At 67.8% G+C, this 15,864-nt stretch carries 21 protein-coding genes; 17 read left to right on the top strand and 4 right to left on the bottom strand.

Annotation, left to right across the window (positions count from 1 at the left end):
- Positions 1–425 (bottom strand): DUF1841 family protein (locus V7026_RS08250; RefSeq protein WP_334154911.1); only part of this gene is annotated, 425 nt, incomplete at its 3' end.
- A 57-nt stretch (positions 426–482) separates the two neighbouring features.
- Between V7026_RS08250 and V7026_RS08245 the strand changes: the two genes are divergently transcribed.
- Both V7026_RS08245 and V7026_RS08240 read left to right on the top strand, forming a co-directional pair.
- Positions 483–1,097: a ParA family protein gene (locus V7026_RS08245; RefSeq protein ID WP_334154910.1), complete on the top strand. Its 615-nt coding sequence runs from the start codon at positions 483–485 to the stop codon at positions 1,095–1,097.
- A 60-nt stretch (positions 1,098–1,157) separates the two neighbouring features.
- On the top strand, positions 1,158–1,613 hold the full coding sequence (locus V7026_RS08240) for a MaoC family dehydratase (RefSeq protein WP_068610508.1): 456 nt from the start codon (positions 1,158–1,160) through the stop codon (positions 1,611–1,613).
- Here V7026_RS08240 and trmL read toward each other — a convergent pair.
- Both trmL and V7026_RS08230 read right to left on the bottom strand, forming a co-directional pair.
- Positions 1,604–2,101: a tRNA (uridine(34)/cytosine(34)/5-carboxymethylaminomethyluridine(34)-2'-O)-methyltransferase TrmL gene (trmL, locus tag V7026_RS08235; protein ID WP_143969648.1), complete on the bottom strand. Its 498-nt coding sequence runs from the start codon at positions 2,099–2,101 to the stop codon at positions 1,604–1,606. The two genes, V7026_RS08240 and trmL, sit on opposite strands and share 10 nt — an antisense overlap.
- Positions 2,102–2,111: 10 nt before the next feature.
- Positions 2,112–2,855 (bottom strand): ComF family protein, encoded by a 744-nt coding sequence (locus tag V7026_RS08230; RefSeq protein WP_334154909.1) that lies wholly within the window; start codon positions 2,853–2,855, stop codon positions 2,112–2,114.
- 72 nt (positions 2,856–2,927) lie between these two features.
- Between V7026_RS08230 and V7026_RS08225 the strand changes: the two genes are divergently transcribed.
- From V7026_RS08225 to V7026_RS08190, 8 genes are all read left to right on the top strand, one after another.
- The gene (locus tag V7026_RS08225; RefSeq protein WP_334154908.1) at positions 2,928–3,902 is read left to right on the top strand and encodes a biotin synthase; all 975 of its coding nucleotides are present in this window, start codon (positions 2,928–2,930) and stop codon (positions 3,900–3,902) included.
- A gap of 216 nt (positions 3,903–4,118) precedes the next feature.
- Positions 4,119–4,517: a DUF2244 domain-containing protein gene (locus tag V7026_RS08220; protein WP_334154907.1), complete on the top strand. Its 399-nt coding sequence runs from the start codon at positions 4,119–4,121 to the stop codon at positions 4,515–4,517.
- A gap of 185 nt (positions 4,518–4,702) precedes the next feature.
- Positions 4,703–5,854: a cytochrome c oxidase subunit II gene (gene coxB, locus V7026_RS08215; protein ID WP_443082331.1), complete on the top strand. Its 1,152-nt coding sequence runs from the start codon at positions 4,703–4,705 to the stop codon at positions 5,852–5,854.
- 28 nt (positions 5,855–5,882) lie between these two features.
- Positions 5,883–7,502 carry a cytochrome c oxidase subunit I gene (gene ctaD / locus V7026_RS08210; RefSeq protein WP_334154906.1) on the top strand — a complete coding sequence of 540 codons (1,620 nt, stop codon included), beginning with the start codon at positions 5,883–5,885 and terminating at the stop codon, positions 7,500–7,502.
- A 21-nt stretch (positions 7,503–7,523) separates the two neighbouring features.
- Positions 7,524–7,634, top strand: coding sequence for a cytochrome oxidase small assembly protein (locus V7026_RS08205; protein WP_334154905.1), 111 nt, complete (start codon positions 7,524–7,526; stop codon positions 7,632–7,634).
- A gap of 23 nt (positions 7,635–7,657) precedes the next feature.
- Complete coding sequence (locus V7026_RS08200) at positions 7,658–8,251, top strand: cytochrome c oxidase assembly protein (RefSeq protein WP_334154904.1); 594 nt, start codon at positions 7,658–7,660, stop codon at positions 8,249–8,251.
- Positions 8,248–8,457 (top strand): DUF2970 domain-containing protein, encoded by a 210-nt coding sequence (locus V7026_RS08195; RefSeq protein ID WP_334154903.1) that lies wholly within the window; start codon positions 8,248–8,250, stop codon positions 8,455–8,457. Before V7026_RS08200 ends, V7026_RS08195 begins: the two co-directional genes overlap by 4 nt.
- Before the next feature lie 55 nt (positions 8,458–8,512).
- The gene (locus V7026_RS08190; RefSeq protein ID WP_334154902.1) at positions 8,513–9,394 is read left to right on the top strand and encodes a cytochrome c oxidase subunit 3; all 882 of its coding nucleotides are present in this window, start codon (positions 8,513–8,515) and stop codon (positions 9,392–9,394) included.
- A gap of 69 nt (positions 9,395–9,463) precedes the next feature.
- On the opposite strand, the gene V7026_RS08185 is transcribed toward V7026_RS08190, so the two are convergent.
- A complete protein-coding gene (locus V7026_RS08185; RefSeq protein ID WP_334154901.1) occupies positions 9,464–9,688 on the bottom strand; it encodes a twin transmembrane helix small protein in 225 nt (74 codons plus the stop codon).
- A 15-nt stretch (positions 9,689–9,703) separates the two neighbouring features.
- Between V7026_RS08185 and V7026_RS08180 the strand changes: the two genes are divergently transcribed.
- The 7 genes from V7026_RS08180 (at position 9,704) to V7026_RS08150 (ending at position 15,828) form a co-directional block, all read left to right on the top strand.
- Entirely contained in the window at positions 9,704–10,450 is a 747-nt protein-coding gene (locus V7026_RS08180) for an SURF1 family protein (RefSeq protein WP_334154900.1), read from the top strand.
- On the top strand, positions 10,407–11,132 hold the full coding sequence (locus V7026_RS08175; protein ID WP_443082330.1) for a hypothetical protein: 726 nt from the start codon (positions 10,407–10,409) through the stop codon (positions 11,130–11,132). Before V7026_RS08180 ends, V7026_RS08175 begins: the two co-directional genes overlap by 44 nt.
- A gap of 7 nt (positions 11,133–11,139) precedes the next feature.
- Complete coding sequence (locus V7026_RS08170) at positions 11,140–12,306, top strand: COX15/CtaA family protein (protein ID WP_334154898.1); 1,167 nt, start codon at positions 11,140–11,142, stop codon at positions 12,304–12,306.
- On the top strand, positions 12,303–13,217 hold the full coding sequence (cyoE, locus tag V7026_RS08165; RefSeq protein ID WP_334154897.1) for a heme o synthase: 915 nt from the start codon (positions 12,303–12,305) through the stop codon (positions 13,215–13,217). The genes V7026_RS08170 and cyoE overlap by 4 nt, the downstream gene beginning before the upstream one ends.
- The gene (locus V7026_RS08160; protein ID WP_334154896.1) at positions 13,214–13,876 is read left to right on the top strand and encodes an SCO family protein; all 663 of its coding nucleotides are present in this window, start codon (positions 13,214–13,216) and stop codon (positions 13,874–13,876) included. The genes cyoE and V7026_RS08160 overlap by 4 nt, the downstream gene beginning before the upstream one ends.
- Before the next feature lie 195 nt (positions 13,877–14,071).
- Positions 14,072–14,902, top strand: a complete 831-nt coding sequence (locus tag V7026_RS08155) for a phosphate/phosphite/phosphonate ABC transporter substrate-binding protein (RefSeq protein WP_334154895.1) — start codon at positions 14,072–14,074, stop codon at positions 14,900–14,902.
- Complete coding sequence (locus tag V7026_RS08150; protein WP_334154893.1) at positions 14,899–15,828, top strand: HAMP domain-containing protein; 930 nt, start codon at positions 14,899–14,901, stop codon at positions 15,826–15,828. The genes V7026_RS08155 and V7026_RS08150 overlap by 4 nt, the downstream gene beginning before the upstream one ends.
- Positions 15,829–15,864 lie beyond the last annotated feature (36 nt).

Raw genomic sequence — 15,864 nt, 5'->3', positions numbered from 1 at the left:
GTCGCGCGCCGCCGCACTTCGGCCAGGTAAGCCTGCCCATCCGGCGGGCGGCCGTGGACCTGGCTTTCCCACAGCATCCGCCCCAGGCAGTCCATGACCTCGTGGTGCGCGTCGTGCAGCGAGCCGCGCCGGGCGGCGAGCAGCTCCACGGCCTGGCGGATGCCGGGTGGCTGGTCGATCGAGCACTGCTCGCTGATGCTCAGGTGCATCGACAGGTGCAGAAAAGGGTTGTCCCGCGCGGGGTCGACCGTTGCCATGGCGCGCAGCGCAGCGTCCAGGTCGGCCAGCTCGGCGTGGTATTCGGGGTGGCGCAGCATCCACTCGTAGGCCAGGGTTTCCAGGGGCTCGAGCGGCAGGCCGCGGCGGCCTTTGTCGAATGCGCCGCAAAAGAAACGGCGTACATCGGCTTGCGAAGGGGTAAACATGCCCGCATTCTCGCCTCTGCTGGGCTACCATGACCACACCCTGGCCGGAGTTTGCCTATGCCCGTGCTTGCCATTGCCAACCCCAAAGGCGGCGTCGGAAAAACGACGCTCGCCACCCAGATCGCCGGCCACTGGGCGCGGTGCGGACACGCCGTCATGCTGGGCGATGTGGACCGGCAGCAGAGCTGTGCCCGATGGCTGGCGCTGCGGCCCGCGGCCGCGCGCCCGATCGCGGGGTGGGACGCCAGCCGCGACGATGTGCTCAAGCCCCCGCGCGGCACGACGCATGTGGTGCTGGACACGCCGGCTGGCCTGCACGGCCAGCGCCTGCGCGAGGTGCTGCGGCGCGCCGACCGCCTGCTCGTGCCCGTGCAGCCGGGGGTGTTCGACATGTTCGCCACGCACGACTTTTTGCGGCTGGTGCGCGAGCGCGGGCGCGAGGGGCTGCGCGTGGCGGTCGTGGGGATGCGCGTCGATGACCGCACCTTGGCGGCGCGGCAGTTGCAGGATTTTTTTGCCGCGCTGGGCCTGCCGGTGGCCGGCTTCGTGCGCGAGGCGCAGGTGTACCGGCACCTGGCGGCGCACGGCCTGACGCTGTTCGACGTGCGGCCGCGGCAGGTGGAGCGCGAACTGGCCCCCTGGCAGTCCGTGCTGGCATGGGTCGATGGCTGAGTCCCAACCTGTCCGCTGGCGGACACGCCCATCCCGCCCGTGGCGCTACAGTCACACCCCATGAAGACGTTCGAATCCTTCGACGCGCTCGAGGCCGCCGTCGGCACCGAGGTCGCCATCACCGACTGGCTGCAGATCACCCAGGAGCGGGTCGATCGCTTTGCCGATGCCACCGACGATCACCAGTGGATCCACGTCGATGCCGAGCGGGCCGCGCGCGGCCCCTTCGGTGCGCCGATCGCACACGGCTTTCTGACCCTGTCGCTGCTGTCCAAGTGGTTGGGTGAGTCGGTGCACGTCGCCGGCGTGCGCATGTCGGTCAACTACGGCACCAACCGCGTTCGCTTCACCGCGCCGGTGCCCGTTGGCAGCCGGGTCCGCGCGCGGCTGCAATTGCAGTCGCTGGAGCGCATCGCGCCCAACGGCGTGCACCTGTGCTGGCACGCGACGGTCGAGATCGAAGGCCAGTCCAAACCCGCCTGCGTGGCGGAAATGCTGGTGCGCCACTACGCCTGACGGGTTTCGCCGGCCGGCATCGCGGCGCCGGCAAAGCCGTGCTGGCGCCAGGCCTCGAAGGCGACGATGGCGACGGCGTTGGACAGGTTGAGGCTGCGCTGCCCGGGCCGCATGGGCAAGCGCAGGCGGCGGGGCGCGTCGAAGTCTTGCAACACGTCGGCAGGCAAACCGCGCGACTCGGCGCCAAAGACGAACCAATCCCCGGGCTGGTAAGCGGTGGCGAATGCCGACGCCGTGCCGTGCGTCGTGAAGGCGAAGCAGCGCTGGGGGTCGGGGCGCTCGGCCGCCAGAAAAGCCGGCCACGAGGCATGGCGGCGCACCGTCGCGTACTCGTGGTAGTCCAGCCCGGCGCGGCGCAGCAGCTTGTCGTCCATGGAAAACCCGAGCGGCTCCACCAGATGCAGCGCGCAGCCCGTGTTGGCGCACAGCCGGATCACATTGCCCGTGTTGGGCGGGATTTCGGGGGTGACCAGGACGATGCGGAACATGGGGCGCGGATTATTCCATGGGGGGTGGCGTGCGGGCCACGACCAACGCATCGACCACGGTGGCGCCCGCTTCCAGCAGGGCATGGGTGGCGGCATGCAAGGTCGCGCCCGTGGTCATCACGTCATCGACCACCAGCACGCGCCGTCCGCGCACCCGGGCGCGCATAGCGGGCGGCACGTGAAACAACCCCTGTGCCTGCGCCAGCCGTTCGCGGCGGTCCAGGTGATGCAGTACGGGCGCATCCGGGGCCCGTTGCAAGCCCTGCGGTAGCGCTGGCGGGGTGCGCAGGTGGCGGGCCAGCGCTTGCATCAGCGACCACGTCTGGTTGTAGCCGCGCTGCGCCAGCCGCGCGGGCGCTAGGGGGATGGGCAGCCACACATCGGCGTGGGCCAGCAGCGTCGGTACGGCGGGGTCGTCGAGCCACAAGCGCGCCAGCGCGCCCGACAGGCCAGGGCGACCGGTGGACTTGAGCGCCCGGATCCATGCATCCCAGGGATGGTCGAAATCGACCCGCGCCACCACCGATCGCCACGGCGGCGGATCGTGCTGGCAGGCTTCGCAGCGCGCCTCCGCGTCGGCGTGCGGCAGCGCGCAGCCGGGGCAGCGCGCAAGCCGTGGGGCCAGATCGTGGCGGCACTCGGGGCACAGCGGCCCGTCGGGCCAGCGGCCGCAGGCCTCGCAGACGGCGGGGCACAGGGCGTCGAGCGCGCGCCACAGGCCGCTCGTCCACCCTGTCGTTGGTTTCGATCGCATGTCCTTCCCCTCCGCGCGGGCATCTGCACCCACGGTCTGCCCCCCCTGGCCCGCCACTATACTGCGCGGCCCATGGCTCCTCCCTCGCGCACCGACGACGACGGCGTGCCGGGTCTCGATCCGGTCGCGGCGGCGCGCTGGCGCGCCCGTGTGCCCCGCGGCAGCCCTTGGCTGCACGAAACGATCGGGACACGCATGGCCGAGCGCTTGGACTGGATCAAGGCCCGCCCAGATGCTTGGATGAGCTGGTCCCCCCTGCTGGCGGGCGAGCAAGCGCATCGGGCGGTGGCGCGGCGCTATCCGCAGGCGCGGGTCTGGCTGGCGGGGGAGTTGGCTCAGGCGACGCTGGCGCGCTGGCGCGCCCCGACCGCGCCCTGGTGGCGGCGCTGGATGGCGCGCCCGCAGGCCACCAGCGAGGCCGCCTGCCCGGTGGCCGGTGCGGTGGACGCTGCGGACGTGGTCCCGGAGTCCGTCGGGCTGGTGTGGGCCAACATGGCGCTGCATGCCGCCGCGCAGCCCCGGGCGCTGTTGCGCCGGTGGCACGAGTGGCTGGCGGTCGACGGATTTGTGATGTTTTCGTGTCTGGGGCCGGACACGGCCCGTGAGCTGCGCGCCGTGCATGCGGCGCACGGTTGGCCGCCCCCCGCGCCGGCCTATGTGGACATGCACGACTGGGGTGATCTGCTCGTCGAGCTGGGCTTTGCCGAGCCGGTGATGGACATGGAGCGGCTGACGCTAACCTATCCCAGCGCCGAGCGCCTGCTGGCCGACCTGCGCGAGACCGGGCGCAACTGGCATGTGGGGCGCTTTGCCGCCCTGCGCGGACGCGGCTGGCGCGAACGTTGGTTGCGTGCCGTCGAGCAGGGTCTGCCGCGCAGCCCCGACGGTCAACTGTGCCTAACGGTCGAAGTGGTGTATGGCCACGCCTTCCGCCCGCGGCCGCGCTTGACCGTGGCGGGCGTGACCACGGTGCCGCTGGAGCGCCTGCGCGAGTCGTTGCGCGGCGGGACGGTGCCGGGCCGACCCCATGCAACGGACGGTATCTGAAACCGCACTACAATTGATCTAGATCAAATGTGTCGGCGGGCCGAAAGTCAGCCGATCGTTCGTGTGGTGGAGTGGCCGGGCCACGGCCGCGGAGTCGACGATGGCACCGATGGAGGCATCTGCTGGCGGCGTCGCGTTCCAACTGGCCCAGCGGGGACCGGACGGCTGGCGGTGGCTGCTCAAGCGCAACTGCGCCTTGACGCCGCGGCAGTGTCTGTGGGCGGCCATGCTGGCGTGCGCGGTGGCGCTGGCGGTGGCGGCGGCGTTCTGGGCGATGGGGCGCGGCTGGTGTTGCCGTTTGCGGTGCTGGAGTCGACCGCCGTCGCGTTGGCCTTTCTTTGGTACGCGCGCCACGCGACCGATCGGGAAACCCTTGTGCTCGACGGACAGCGCCTGGTGGTGGAGTGGGAGCAGGCTGGCGCGGTGAGGCGGCGCGAGCTGGCCCGGCACTGGCTGCGGGTGGAGGACGCCGGCCACGGCGCCGGGTTGGTGGAGTTGCGTGCCGGGACGGCGCGGGTGCAGGTGGGGCGCTATGCCCGGCCGGAGCAGCGGCGCCAGTTGGCGCGGGAGCTGCGCTGGGCGCTGGCGGCCGCGCCAACTGCTCTGCCCGTCTAAGTGCGGTGGCTACGAAGCCCGCCCTCGGGATTGCCCGCACCACCAAGTCTGCAAAAGTTTGGTGTAATCGGTGTTGACATAAATCAAAGCTTATATTCGAGGCAAACGACGTGAGCATGATGAAGCATTCCGGTCAAACGCGGCGCAGGCACGGGGTCGGCGCCTGGAGGGGCGCCAAGGACGCCGTGGGCGCTGCCCTGTTGGGCCTTGGCGTGTGGGTCTCGAATGCGGCCCATGCCGCGGTCAACGACCTGCCGGGCGGCCCGGCGGTCAACCAGCTCAACTTTCATCCCCCCGCCACCCGCATCGCCGAAGAGCAGCACTGGCTGCACTGGTTCATGCTCGCCATTTGCTCGATCATCTTCGTGGTCGTCTTTGGCGTCATGTTCTATTCCATCGTCAAGCACCGCAAGTCGGTCGGGCACAAGTCGCAAGAGCTGCCCGAGCCGATCTGGGTCGAGCTGGGCTGGACCATCGTTCCGCTGCTGATCGTCATCGGCATGGCCCTACCCGCCACCAAGGTGCTGGTCGCGCAGAAGGACACCACCAACAGCGACCTCACCATCAAAGCCGTCGGCATGCAGTGGAAATGGGGTTATGAATACCTCAAGGGCGAGGGGGAGGGGATTCAATTCCTGTCCACGCTGGACCCCAAGCACCGTGTGATGTCGGACAGTGGCAAGCCGGAAGCGGTGGACGACTACCTGCTCAAGGTGGACAACCCGCTGGTGGTGCCGGTCGGCAAGAAGATCCGCATCATCACCACCGCCAACGACGTCATCCACGCCTGGATGGTGCCGGCGTTCGGCGTCAAGCAGGATGCCATCCCCGGCTTCGTGCGCGACACCTGGTTCCGCGCCGAAAAGACCGGCGACTTCTACGGTCAGTGCGCCGAGCTGTGCGGCAAAGAGCACGCCTACATGCCGATCCACGTCAGAGTGGTGACGCAGGAGGAGTACACCAAGTGGGTCGACGACCGCAAGAAGGCCATGGCCGCCCTCGCCGACGATCCGAACAAGGAGTGGACCCTGGCCGAGCTGGTCAAGCGCGGCGAGTCGGTCTACGCCGCCAACTGCGCGGCCTGCCATCAGGCCAGCGGCAAGGGTGCGGGCCCGATCAAGCCGCTGGACGGCTCCGCCATCGTCATGGCGACCGATCACGCCCAGTTGATTCAGGTCATGCTCAATGGCGTCAATGGCGCGGCGGCCCAGATGCCGGCCTGGAAGCAGCTCTCCGACGTCGAGCTGGCCGCCGTCATGACTTATGCGAAGAATAGCTGGTCCAACAACTCGGGCCAGGTCGTGCAGCCCAAGGAAGTGCTGGCGGCGCGTCAGTGACAACGATTGAAGCCACGAGGAAATCGCCATGAGTGCAGTACTGGACCATCACGGCGCGCACGCGCACGATCATGAGCACCATGCGCCGGCCGGTTGGCGGCGCTGGGTGTTTGCCACCAACCACAAGGACATTGGTACGCTGTACCTGCTGTTCAGCTTCGCCATGCTGATGATCGGCGGGGTGCTGGCGCTGGGCATCCGCGCCGAGCTGTTCCAGCCTGGCCTGCAACTGGTCAACCCTGAGCTGTTCAACCAGCTCACGACCATGCACGGCATCATCATGGTGTTTGGCGCCATCATGCCGGCGTTCGTGGGCTTCGCCAACTGGATGCTGCCGCTGCAGATCGGCGCGTCTGACATGGCCTTTGCCCGCATGAACAACTTCAGCTTCTGGCTGATGGTGCCGGCAGCGATCATCATCGTGCTGTCGTTCTTCATGCCCGGCGGGGCGCCGGCGGCCGGCTGGACGCTGTACGCGCCGCTGACGCTGCAGATGGGCCCGTCCATGGACGCCGCCATCTTCGCGATGCACATCCTGGGCGCTAGCTCCATCATGGGCTCGATCAACATCATCGTGACCATCCTGAACATGCGCGCGCCCGGCATGACGCTGATGAAGATGCCAATGTTCGCCTGGACCTGGCTGATCACCGCCTACCTGCTGATCGCGGTGATGCCGGTGCTGGCCGGCGCCATCACCATGACGCTGACCGATCGTCATTTCGGCACCAGCTTCTTCAACCCCGCCGGCGGCGGCGACCCGATCATGTACCAGCACATCTTCTGGTTCTTCGGGCACCCCGAGGTCTACATCATGATCCTGCCGGCCTTCGGCATCATCAGCCAGGTCGTGCCGGCGTTCGCCCGCAAGAAGCTGTTCGGCTACACCTCGATGGTGTACGCCACTGCGTCGATCGCGATCCTGTCGTTCATCGTCTGGGCGCACCACATGTTCACCACCGGCATGCCGGTGACCGGTCAGCTGTTCTTCATGTATGCGACCATGCTGATCGCCGTGCCCACGGGCGTGAAGATCTTCAACTGGATCGCGACCATGTGGAAGGGCTCGATGACGTTCGAGACCCCGATGCTGTGGGCCGTGGGCTTCATCTTCGTATTCACCATGGGCGGCTTCACCGGGTTGATGCTGTCGATGGCGCCGATCGACATCAACTTTCAGGACACCTACTACGTGGTGGCGCACTTCCACTACGTGCTGGTGGCCGGCTCGCTGTTCGCCATGTTCGCCGGCGTCTACTACTGGCTGCCCAAGTGGACTGGGGTGATGTATTCCGAGACGCGCGGCAAGATCCACTTCTGGTGGTCGATGATCTCGTTCAACGTCACCTTCTTCCCGATGCACTTCCTGGGCCTGGCCGGTATGCCGCGCCGCTATGCCGACTACCCGATGCAGTTCGCCGACTTCAACGCAATCGCGTCGGTCGGGGCGTTCGCCTTCGGTCTGGCTCAGGTGTACTTCTTCCTGACCGTGATCCTGCCGGCCATGCGTGGCCAGGGTGAAAAGGCCCCACAAAAGCCCTGGGAAGGCGCCGAAGGCCTGGAGTGGGAGGTGCCGTCGCCGGCGCCGCACCACACCTTCGAAACGCCGCCCAAGCTGGACGCCACCGCGACCCGCATCGTAGGTTGATGCCGACCGGGAGCGTACACCATGACCCCTGAGCAGCGTCGCCAAAATGTGCGCCTGGGTTGGATCCTGGCGTCGGTGGCCCTGGCGTTTGCCCTGGGGTTCGTGGCCAAGCACATCCTGCTGGGGTCCTGATCGGCCATCGGATGCCGCACACCATGTCGTCACGCCGTCTCGACAACCTGCGCATGACCGGCAAGCTGGTCGTCATCGCCGTGGGCATGTTTGCCTTCGGTTATGCGCTGGTGCCCATCTACCGCGCCATTTGCGAGGTCACTGGGATCAACATCCTGGCTCTCGGTGAGCGCCAGGTGCCGGGCAAGTCGCGGTTCGATCCGGTGAACACCCAGGTCGACACCTCGCGCACGATCACGGTGGAGTTCGACACCAATGTGCGGGGCCCGTGGCACTTCAAGCCCGCGGTGCGTTCCGTGCAGGTGCATCCCGGCGAACTGACGACCGTGATGTACGAGTTCCAGAACGTGCAGGGCCGCACCATGGCGGCGCAGGCCATCCCTAGCTATGCGCCGCGCCAGGCGGCCAACCACTTCAACAAATTGGAGTGTTTCTGCTTCAGCCAGTACACGCTGGCGCCGGGCGAGCGCAAGGAATGGCCGGTGGCGTTCGTCATCGATCCCAAACTGCCCAAGGATGTCAAGACCATCACGCTGTCCTACACCTTTTTCGAGGTCGGCACGCCCATGCCGGCAGCGCCCACGGCAGCGCTGGCCCGGTCGGGAGAGGCGTCATGACCCCGTCGCCGCACCAGCGGCCCGTGGCGGTGCTGGACACCGTCAAGGCCGTGCTGTGGAGTTTCATCGGTTTGCGCCGCCGCGCCGACTTCGAGCGCGACGTCCAGAAACTCAACCCGGTGGCCGTCCTGGCCACCGGGGTGGTGATGGCCTTCGCGTTCATCGGTGTTCTGATGCTGATCGTGCACTGGGTGGTGTCGCCTTGACGGGGCGCCGCCGACTTCGCCCCATACGCTAGACAAGATTCAACGAGGAGTGAGCATGTCCGCAACCACACACGGCAGCACGCCGTACTACTACGTGCCCGGTTTGTCGCGGCACCCGTTCATGGCGGCCTTCGGGCTGTTCTTCGTCATTCTGGGCGCCAGCCAATGGATCAACGGCAGCGACTGGGGCATGCGTTCGCTTGCCTTCGGGCTGGTGTGGTGGCTGGTGGTGCTGTACCAGTGGTTCCGCGACGCCGTGGCCGAGAGCGAAGGCGGCCTCTACGGGCGCAAGATAGACATCTCCTACCGCTGGAGCATGAGCTGGTTCATCTTCTCGGAGGTGATGTTCTTCGGCGCGTTCTTCACCGCACTGTGGTGGGCCCGCAGCCACTCCGTCCCCGCCCTGGGCAGCCTGGAAAACAGCCTGATCTGGCCGAACTTCCAGGCCATCTGGCCGTCGGTGCAGGCTGGTGCCACGGCGTCGCCCGCAGGCATCGTCGAGCCCTTCCAGACCGTCGGGCCGTTCTGGCTGCCGACCATCAACACCGCGTTGCTGCTGACGTCGGGCTTGACGCTGACCATCGCCCACCACGCGATCCAGGACGGCAACCGCACCAAGGCCATCGCCTTCATGTGGCTGACGGTGCTGCTGGGCTTCGTGTTCCTGCTGGTGCAGGGCTACGAGTACTTCCACGCCTACACCGACCTCAACCTCAAGCTCAGCTCCGGTATCTTCGGCTCGACCTTTTTCATGCTGACCGGCTTCCACGGCTTCCACGTGTTCGTCGGTATGCTGATGCTGCTGGTTATCACCCTGCGCCTGCAAAAAGGGCACTTCACCAAGGACCGCCACTTCGGGTTCGAGGGAGCGGCGTGGTACTGGCACTTCGTGGACGTGGTCTGGCTGTTCCTGTACGTGCTGGTTTACTGGCTGTGACCGACCCCGTCGGGTCCCGGAAAGCGCCTGCGGGCGCTTTCTTCGTTTGGGCGGCGGTGCGGGCGGGGGTCAATGTGCCGGCAGCCCGGTCGGCTGGATCCAGCCCATCCAATGGCTGAGAATGATGAGCAGGAACAGCAGGATGGACAGCCCGATGCGCACGGTCAGTGCCCGGGCCATGCGGCGTGAGCGGTGTGCGTCGCCGCTGCTGGAATCGCCTTTCATCATCGCGACCAGCGCGGCTGCCAGACTGCCCATGATGCCCACGAAGGCGACCACGACGAGGTATTTCATGCGGGGCATTATCGGATGAAGGCGCAACGCGCGCGGCGGTTTTGGCTGGTGACCCTGGCGGCAGCGGTGGGGGTGCTCGCGACGGCGTCCCTGGGCGTTTGGCAGTTGGGGCGGGCGGCAAACAAGCGCGCCTGGCTGGCCGAACGGGCGGCGCAGGCCGCATTGCCCACCGCCGACTGGGACGCGCTGCGCGATGCGCAGGCGCGCGGCCAGTTGAGCGCATGGGCGGGGCGCACGGTGCGGCTGCAGGGCCGCTGGGTTGCGCCAGCCACGGTGTGGCTGGACAACCGACCCATGGAGGGCCGGGCCGGCTTCGTGGTGGTGACCCCGTTGCTGCCGGACGGTGGTGGGCCGGCGGTGCTGGTCCAACGGGGCTGGGTGGCGCGCCGCCCCGACGACCGTCAGGCCATCCCGGCGCTTGCGACGCCAGAGGGGCCGGTGACCGTGGAAGGCCGCCTGGCCCCGCCGCCGTCGCAGCTATTCCAACTGGGGCCGGACGCACCAGGGCCGATCCGGCAGAATATTCGGTTGGATGCGTTCGCCACCGAATGGCGACTGACGCTGCTGCCTATGTCCGTGCAGCAGACGGCACCGCCCGACACCGCGGTGGACGGAACGCCGCTGCGGCGCGCCTGGGCGACGGTGGCGGTCGAGCCGGCCAAGCACGTCGGGTATGCGGTCCAATGGTTCGGGCTCGCCGCCCTCATCTCCGCCCTTTATGTCTGGTTCCAATTCCTCTCCCCCAGGCGACGTGCCAGCTGATGCCCCGGCTTTGGCCCGGGTGGACGAACCGCTGACGATGACCGTGCACAGCCTGCCCACGCCGGGCCAGGAGCTGGCGCGGGATGCGGCCGCCACGCGCCGAGGGCGCTGGAAAATGTTGCTGCTGTTTTTGATCAGCGCCTCGCCTGTCATCGCGTCGTACTTCACCTACTATGTGATCCGGCCCGAAGGGCGGCGCAATTACGGTGAACTGATCGAGCCGCAGCGCCCGTTGCCGGCCTTCAGCGGGTGGGATGCGCAAGGCCGGCAGGTGCCCCTGACGTCGCTGGCCCATCAGTGGCTGTTCATCAGCGTGGCGGACAGCGCCTGCGATGCGCAGTGCGAGCGGCACCTGTATTTGCAGCGCCAGTTGCGCGAGGGGCTGGGCAAGGACAAGGACCGCATGGATTGGGTGTGGCTGCGCACGGGGGCGCAGGCGTTCCCGCAGCGGCTGCAGCCGGCGCTGCAGACGGCCACCGTGCTCTGGGTGGACGAGGCGCAACTGGCCACCTGGCTGCAGCCGGCGCCCGGGGGGCGGCTGGCCGATCATCTGTATGTGGTGGACCCCATCGGCAACTGGATGATGCGCTTTCCGAAAGACACCGATCCCGCGAAGACGCGGCGCGACCTCGAGCGGCTGATGCGGGCGTCGAGTTCGTGGGACCGACCTGGGCGTCCGTGAGGTGACCATGCAACCGTTGTATGACTGGACGCCAGTGTTCCGGCTGATGATCGTGGGGCTGCTGGTGGCGGCCGGGCCGCTGGTGTGGGTGTGGTTGCGCAGCCGCGGGGCCAGCCCGGTACAGCGGCTGCGGGCGCTGGCGGGGTTGACGCTGTTTTTGACGTTCGATCTGGTGCTGTTCGGGGCCTTCACGCGCCTGACCGACTCCGGCCTGGGCTGCCCGGACTGGCCGGGCTGCTACGGCGCGGCCAGCCCCATCGGTGCCCACGCCGGCATCGCCGAGGCGCAGGCGGCGATGCCCACCGGGCCGGTGACGTTTTCCAAGGCGTGGATCGAGATGATTCACCGCTATCTGGCCACGGCGGTGGGCGCGCTGATCCTGGTGATGGCGGTGGTCAGCACCATCGAGCGCCGCCGAAACCCCGCGACGCCGCTGCTGTGGCCATGGCTGTCGCTGGTGTGGGTGTGTCTGCAGGGCGCGTTTGGCGCCTTGACGGTGACCATGAAGCTGTTCCCCGCCATCGTTACCCTGCACTTGCTGGGGGGATTGGCGCTGCTGGCACTTTTGCGATTGCAAGCGGTGCGCTATGGCCAGGCGGACACGCTGACCTGGCAGGCGGCCCGGCTGAGCCCCGGTCTGCGCGCGGCGTTGTGGGTCCTGTTCGTCGCCGTCTGGCTGCAGGTCGCGCTGGGTGGCTGGGTCAGCACCAACTACGCCGTGCTGGCGTGCCGCGATTTCCCCACCTGCCAGGGCAGCTGGTGGCCGCCGATGGACTTTGCGCGCGGCTTCGAGCTGTGGCGCGAGCTGGGCGTGCAGGGCAACGGCGAGGCGCTGCCGTTTGCGGCGCTGACCGCGATCCACTATGTGCACCGGCTGTTTGCTTATGTCGTGCTGGCCGCCCTGGTGGGCGTCGGCTGGGCGCTGCGCCGCGCCGGTATGCTGGGCCACAGCCGCTGGCTGTTGGCGCTGGCCGGTTGGCAGTTGCTGACGGGGCTCAGCAACGTGGTGTTGGAGTGGCCGCTGGTGGCGGCGGTGGCCCACACCGGGGGGGCGGCGTTGCTGGTCGCGCTGCTGGCGGGTTGGCTGGCCGCGACCACGTCGGTCCCGGTGGGTGGGACCGCGGCGGCCACGCGGTCCGTGGCGGCACCGACTTGGCGGGAGCGCCGGGCATGAGCACGCCCTCTTCTGCCGTGGCGTCGCCCCTGCCGCCTACGTGGCGCCAGTACTACGTGCTGATGAAGCCGCGCGTCATCCAGCTCATTGTCTTTTGCGCGCTGATCGGCATGGTCCTCGCGGTGCCCGGTTGGCCCAGCGCCGCCCAGTGGTTGACCATGGCCGTCGCGTGCCTAGGTATCTGGATGGTGTCCGGCGCGGCGGCCGCGTTCAATTGCCTGATCGAGCAGCAGATCGACGCCCGCATGCGCCGCACCGCGTGGCGCCCGACGGCCAGGGGCGAACTCAGCCAGCGTCAGGCGTTGGTGTTTTCGGCGCTGCTGTGCACGGCGGGTTCGGCTCTGCTCTATGTGGCGGTCAATCCGCTCACCATGTGGCTGACGCTGGCCACCTTCGTTGGCTATGCGGTGATCTATACGGTGATCCTCAAGCCGCTGACGCCCCAGAACATCGTCATCGGCGGGGCATCGGGCGCCATGCCTCCGGTGCTCGGCTGGACGGCCATGACGGACGCTATCACCGCGGAACCGCTGGTGCTGTTTCTGATCATCTTCTTGTGGACGCCGCCGCACTTCTGGGCCTTGGCGCTGTACCGGGTGGAGGACTACCGCAAATCGGGCCTACCCATGCTGCCCGTCACGCACGGCTCGGACTTCACGCGGCTGCAGATCCTGCTCTACACACTGATTCTGCTGGCGGCCTGTCTGTTGCCCTATTTGTTGCGCATGAACGGCTGGCTGTATCTGCTGGCGGCGCTGGGGCTGAATGCGGGCTTCGTGGCCTATGCTTGGCGCCTGTGGCGGTCCTACTCTGACGCCCTGGCGCGCGAGACCTTCCGTTTTTCGTTGATCCACCTGTCGGCGCTGTTTGCGGCCATGTTGGTGGACCACTATCTGATCATGACGCCATGACCCGTTGTCGCCCAAAATCCGAGCCTGCCCCGTCGCCCACCCCCCGCCGCGGGGCTCTCGCCCGCCTGTTGGGCGGCACCGGCGCGGCGGTGTTGACCCTGGGGTTGGGCTGGCTTGCGGGGTGTGGCGATCGGCCCGCTGCCTTCAGCGGAATCGACATCACTGGGGCCGATTACGCGCAAGGCTTCGACCTGTCGGACCAGTACGGCCAGCGGCGCACGCTGGCGGATTTTCGCGGCAAGGTGGTGGTGGTGTTCTTCGGCTTCACGCAGTGCCCCGACGTCTGCCCAACCTCGCTTGGCGAACTGGCCGAGGCGCGGCGCCTGCTAGGCCCGGACGGTGAGCGGCTGCAAGGCATCTTCATCAGCGTGGACCCGGAGCGGGACACGCCCGAGGTGATGCGGGCCTACATGGCCAGTTTCGACCCGAGCTTTTTGGCGTTGCGGGCCACGCCCGGGGAGCTGCCGGCGCTCGCCAAGGCCTTCAAGGTCTATTACAAAAAGGTCGAAGGCCAGACGCCGTCCAGCTACACCATGGACCACTCGGCCGGCAGCTACGTGTACGACACGCAGGGCCGGCTGCGGCTGTACCACCGCTATGGCAGCGGGGCGCAGGCGCTGGCCAGCGACGTGCGACGGCTGTTGCGCGAGGCAGGGTGAACGACGGCTGGCGGCGGCGGACCGTGACCCGGCGGGCAGGCAGGCTTCGTGTGTGCTTATCCGCGTAAATTCAACGCCAGTGCAAGCTGGTTGCGTCCACGGCAACGCCATGGTAGGGTATCGGTCATGCCCCGTGTGCTTCATCCTTTTTGCCCGTCCACGAACCTGAATGACGCTCGGGGACGACGACGCTGGTTGTCCTCGTTGCTGGGGGTGGCGCTGAGTGCGGCGTTGGGCCCCCAGGCACTGGCGCAATCGAGTCGCGTGCGCGCGTTTGGCGTGGTGCCGTATTTGACCGCGCGCCGCATCGAGCAGCTCTACGCGCCAATAGCCCCCGTGATCCAGCGCGCCGTGGGTGAACGCGTGGTGCTGTTGTCGGCGCCCAATTACGGGACGTTTTTTGAACGCTGTGGGGCCGGCGAATACGATGTCATCGCCACCAGCCCCGTTTTCGGGCGCCTGGCCGAGCTCGAACAGGGCTACGTGCGCATGGTGCGCCCGCGCACCGAGCTCGAGCCACTGTTGGTGGTCGCGAAAACCTCACCTCTGCAGCGCTTGAAGGACTTGCGCGGCGCCGTCGTGACGGCGGCCGACCCGCTGGCCACCATCACGGTGGCGGCGCGGCGTTTCTTGGTGCAGTCGGGCCTGACGCCGGGGCGCGACGTGCGGGTGCGGCCGACGGGTTCGCACGCCAACTCGCTGGCGGCGCTGCTGCACGGCGAGTCGGCGGCGGCCATCGTATCGGCGACCGCGCTCAAGCAGTTGGGCGATTACGCCGAGCGTGTGCGGGTGCTGGCCGCGGTGCCACCTACGCCGCCGCTGCTGTACTTGGCGCATGGCCGGCTGGGAGCCGCCACGATCGAGCGCCTAGCGCAGGAGTTGATGCGCTTTGCCAACGATGACCCGGCAGGGGTGGGGCTGATGCGCGAACTCGGCCACGACGGCCTCAAGCGCATCGAGGAAGCCGACATGAAAGCGCTGGATGCCCTGATTCCCGACGTGCGCCGACTGCTGCGTGAATCATGAAGGCGGTTGGGTGGCGGTCGCTGCGCTGGAGGCTGTTGGCGGTGGTGCTAAGCACCCATGCCCTGGTGGCTGGGGTGTTTGCCTTCGTGCTGGGGCAAGAAGTCGAGAAATTTCAGCTCGACGAGGTGCAGCGGCGCAGCGAAACCTTGCGGGTCGAGCTGGCGGCGGCGTTGACCGCGCCGGTGCTGGAGCGCGATTATGTCGCGTTGCGCGAAATCGTGGAGCAACTCGTCTCGGTGGCTGAGATCCACGATCTGGTGATCGTCGATGTCGCTGGGCGCGAGCTGGCGCGGGCGGTCTCATCCGTAGCGCCCGGTGCCCCTGAGCCCGTGATTCACCGCTTCGAAGTGGCTTTGCCCGGCGCGACGGTGCGCGTCGGCCTGGATCAGACAGCGGCCACGACCACCATGCGGGCGGTCAGCCGCGCGATCGCGCTGGATGCGCTGCTGGCCATAGTGGCCGTGGCAGCGCTGACGCTGCTCGTCTCCTCGGCATGGATACAGCGCATCCGCACCATGGATCGCGTGCTCGATGAGTGGACGGAGGGCCGGTTCACGGCCCGCATGGACGGCCGCGAGGACGGCGACGAGCTGGACCGGCTGGCCCAAGGGTTCAATGAGCTGGCGCAGGAAGTGCAGCGGAAAATGCAGTCGCTCGAGGCGGCGCAGCACGCCTTGGCGCTGTCGCTGGAATCGGTGCAACAGGAGCGCGCTCGCCTCATGGCGCTGATCGACGCGATGTCGCTGGGCGTGCTCTTCGTGGATCGGCAGGACCGCGTGCGCTATGCCAACCAGGCCTTGCGCCGCATCTGGTTGATCGAGCCCGACGTGGACCTCATCGGGCAGCCTGCTGGCGAGGCGCTGCAGCGCTCCGGGGGGCGCTTGGCGCTACCGGACCATTTTTCCCGATTGTACCGCCCGCAGTAGATTGGACACAGATTTGCAGTTCATGCAGCCTTCCGG

The sequence above is a fragment of the Tepidimonas sp. genome (assembly GCF_036825565.1).
GTDB lineage: Bacteria > Pseudomonadota > Gammaproteobacteria > Burkholderiales > Burkholderiaceae_C > Tepidimonas.
Note: the sequence above shows the minus strand (reverse complement) of the source record. Positions and strands in the feature narration are given on the sequence as shown.

Bases quoted from the DNA above. Each gene is read 5' to 3' on its own strand.
- V7026_RS08245 (WP_334154910.1), top strand. From the start codon at position 483: ATGCCCGTGCTTGCCATTGCCAACCCCAAAGGCGGCGTCGGAAAAACG.
- V7026_RS08150 (WP_334154893.1), top strand. From the start codon at position 14,899: ATGAAGGCGGTTGGGTGGCGGTCGCTGCGCTGGAGGCTGTTGGCGGTG.
- V7026_RS08240 (WP_068610508.1), top strand. From the start codon at position 1,158: ATGAAGACGTTCGAATCCTTCGACGCGCTCGAGGCCGCCGTCGGCACC.
- V7026_RS08170 (WP_334154898.1), top strand. From the start codon at position 11,140: ATGCAACCGTTGTATGACTGGACGCCAGTGTTCCGGCTGATGATCGTG.
- cyoE (WP_334154897.1), top strand. From the start codon at position 12,303: ATGAGCACGCCCTCTTCTGCCGTGGCGTCGCCCCTGCCGCCTACGTGG.
- V7026_RS08190 (WP_334154902.1), top strand. From the start codon at position 8,513: ATGTCCGCAACCACACACGGCAGCACGCCGTACTACTACGTGCCCGGT.
- V7026_RS08195 (WP_334154903.1), top strand. From the start codon at position 8,248: ATGACCCCGTCGCCGCACCAGCGGCCCGTGGCGGTGCTGGACACCGTC.
- V7026_RS08225 (WP_334154908.1), top strand. From the start codon at position 2,928: ATGGCTCCTCCCTCGCGCACCGACGACGACGGCGTGCCGGGTCTCGAT.
- V7026_RS08230 (WP_334154909.1), bottom strand. From the start codon at position 2,855: ATGCGATCGAAACCAACGACAGGGTGGACGAGCGGCCTGTGGCGCGCG.
- V7026_RS08185 (WP_334154901.1), bottom strand. From the start codon at position 9,688: ATGAAATACCTCGTCGTGGTCGCCTTCGTGGGCATCATGGGCAGTCTG.
- ctaD (WP_334154906.1), top strand. From the start codon at position 5,883: ATGAGTGCAGTACTGGACCATCACGGCGCGCACGCGCACGATCATGAG.
- V7026_RS08205 (WP_334154905.1), top strand. From the start codon at position 7,524: ATGACCCCTGAGCAGCGTCGCCAAAATGTGCGCCTGGGTTGGATCCTG.
- V7026_RS08180 (WP_334154900.1), top strand. From the start codon at position 9,704: ATGAAGGCGCAACGCGCGCGGCGGTTTTGGCTGGTGACCCTGGCGGCA.
- V7026_RS08160 (WP_334154896.1), top strand. From the start codon at position 13,214: ATGACCCGTTGTCGCCCAAAATCCGAGCCTGCCCCGTCGCCCACCCCC.
- V7026_RS08175 (WP_443082330.1), top strand. From the start codon at position 10,407: ATGTCTGGTTCCAATTCCTCTCCCCCAGGCGACGTGCCAGCTGATGCC.
- V7026_RS08200 (WP_334154904.1), top strand. From the start codon at position 7,658: ATGTCGTCACGCCGTCTCGACAACCTGCGCATGACCGGCAAGCTGGTC.
- trmL (WP_143969648.1), bottom strand. From the start codon at position 2,101: ATGTTCCGCATCGTCCTGGTCACCCCCGAAATCCCGCCCAACACGGGC.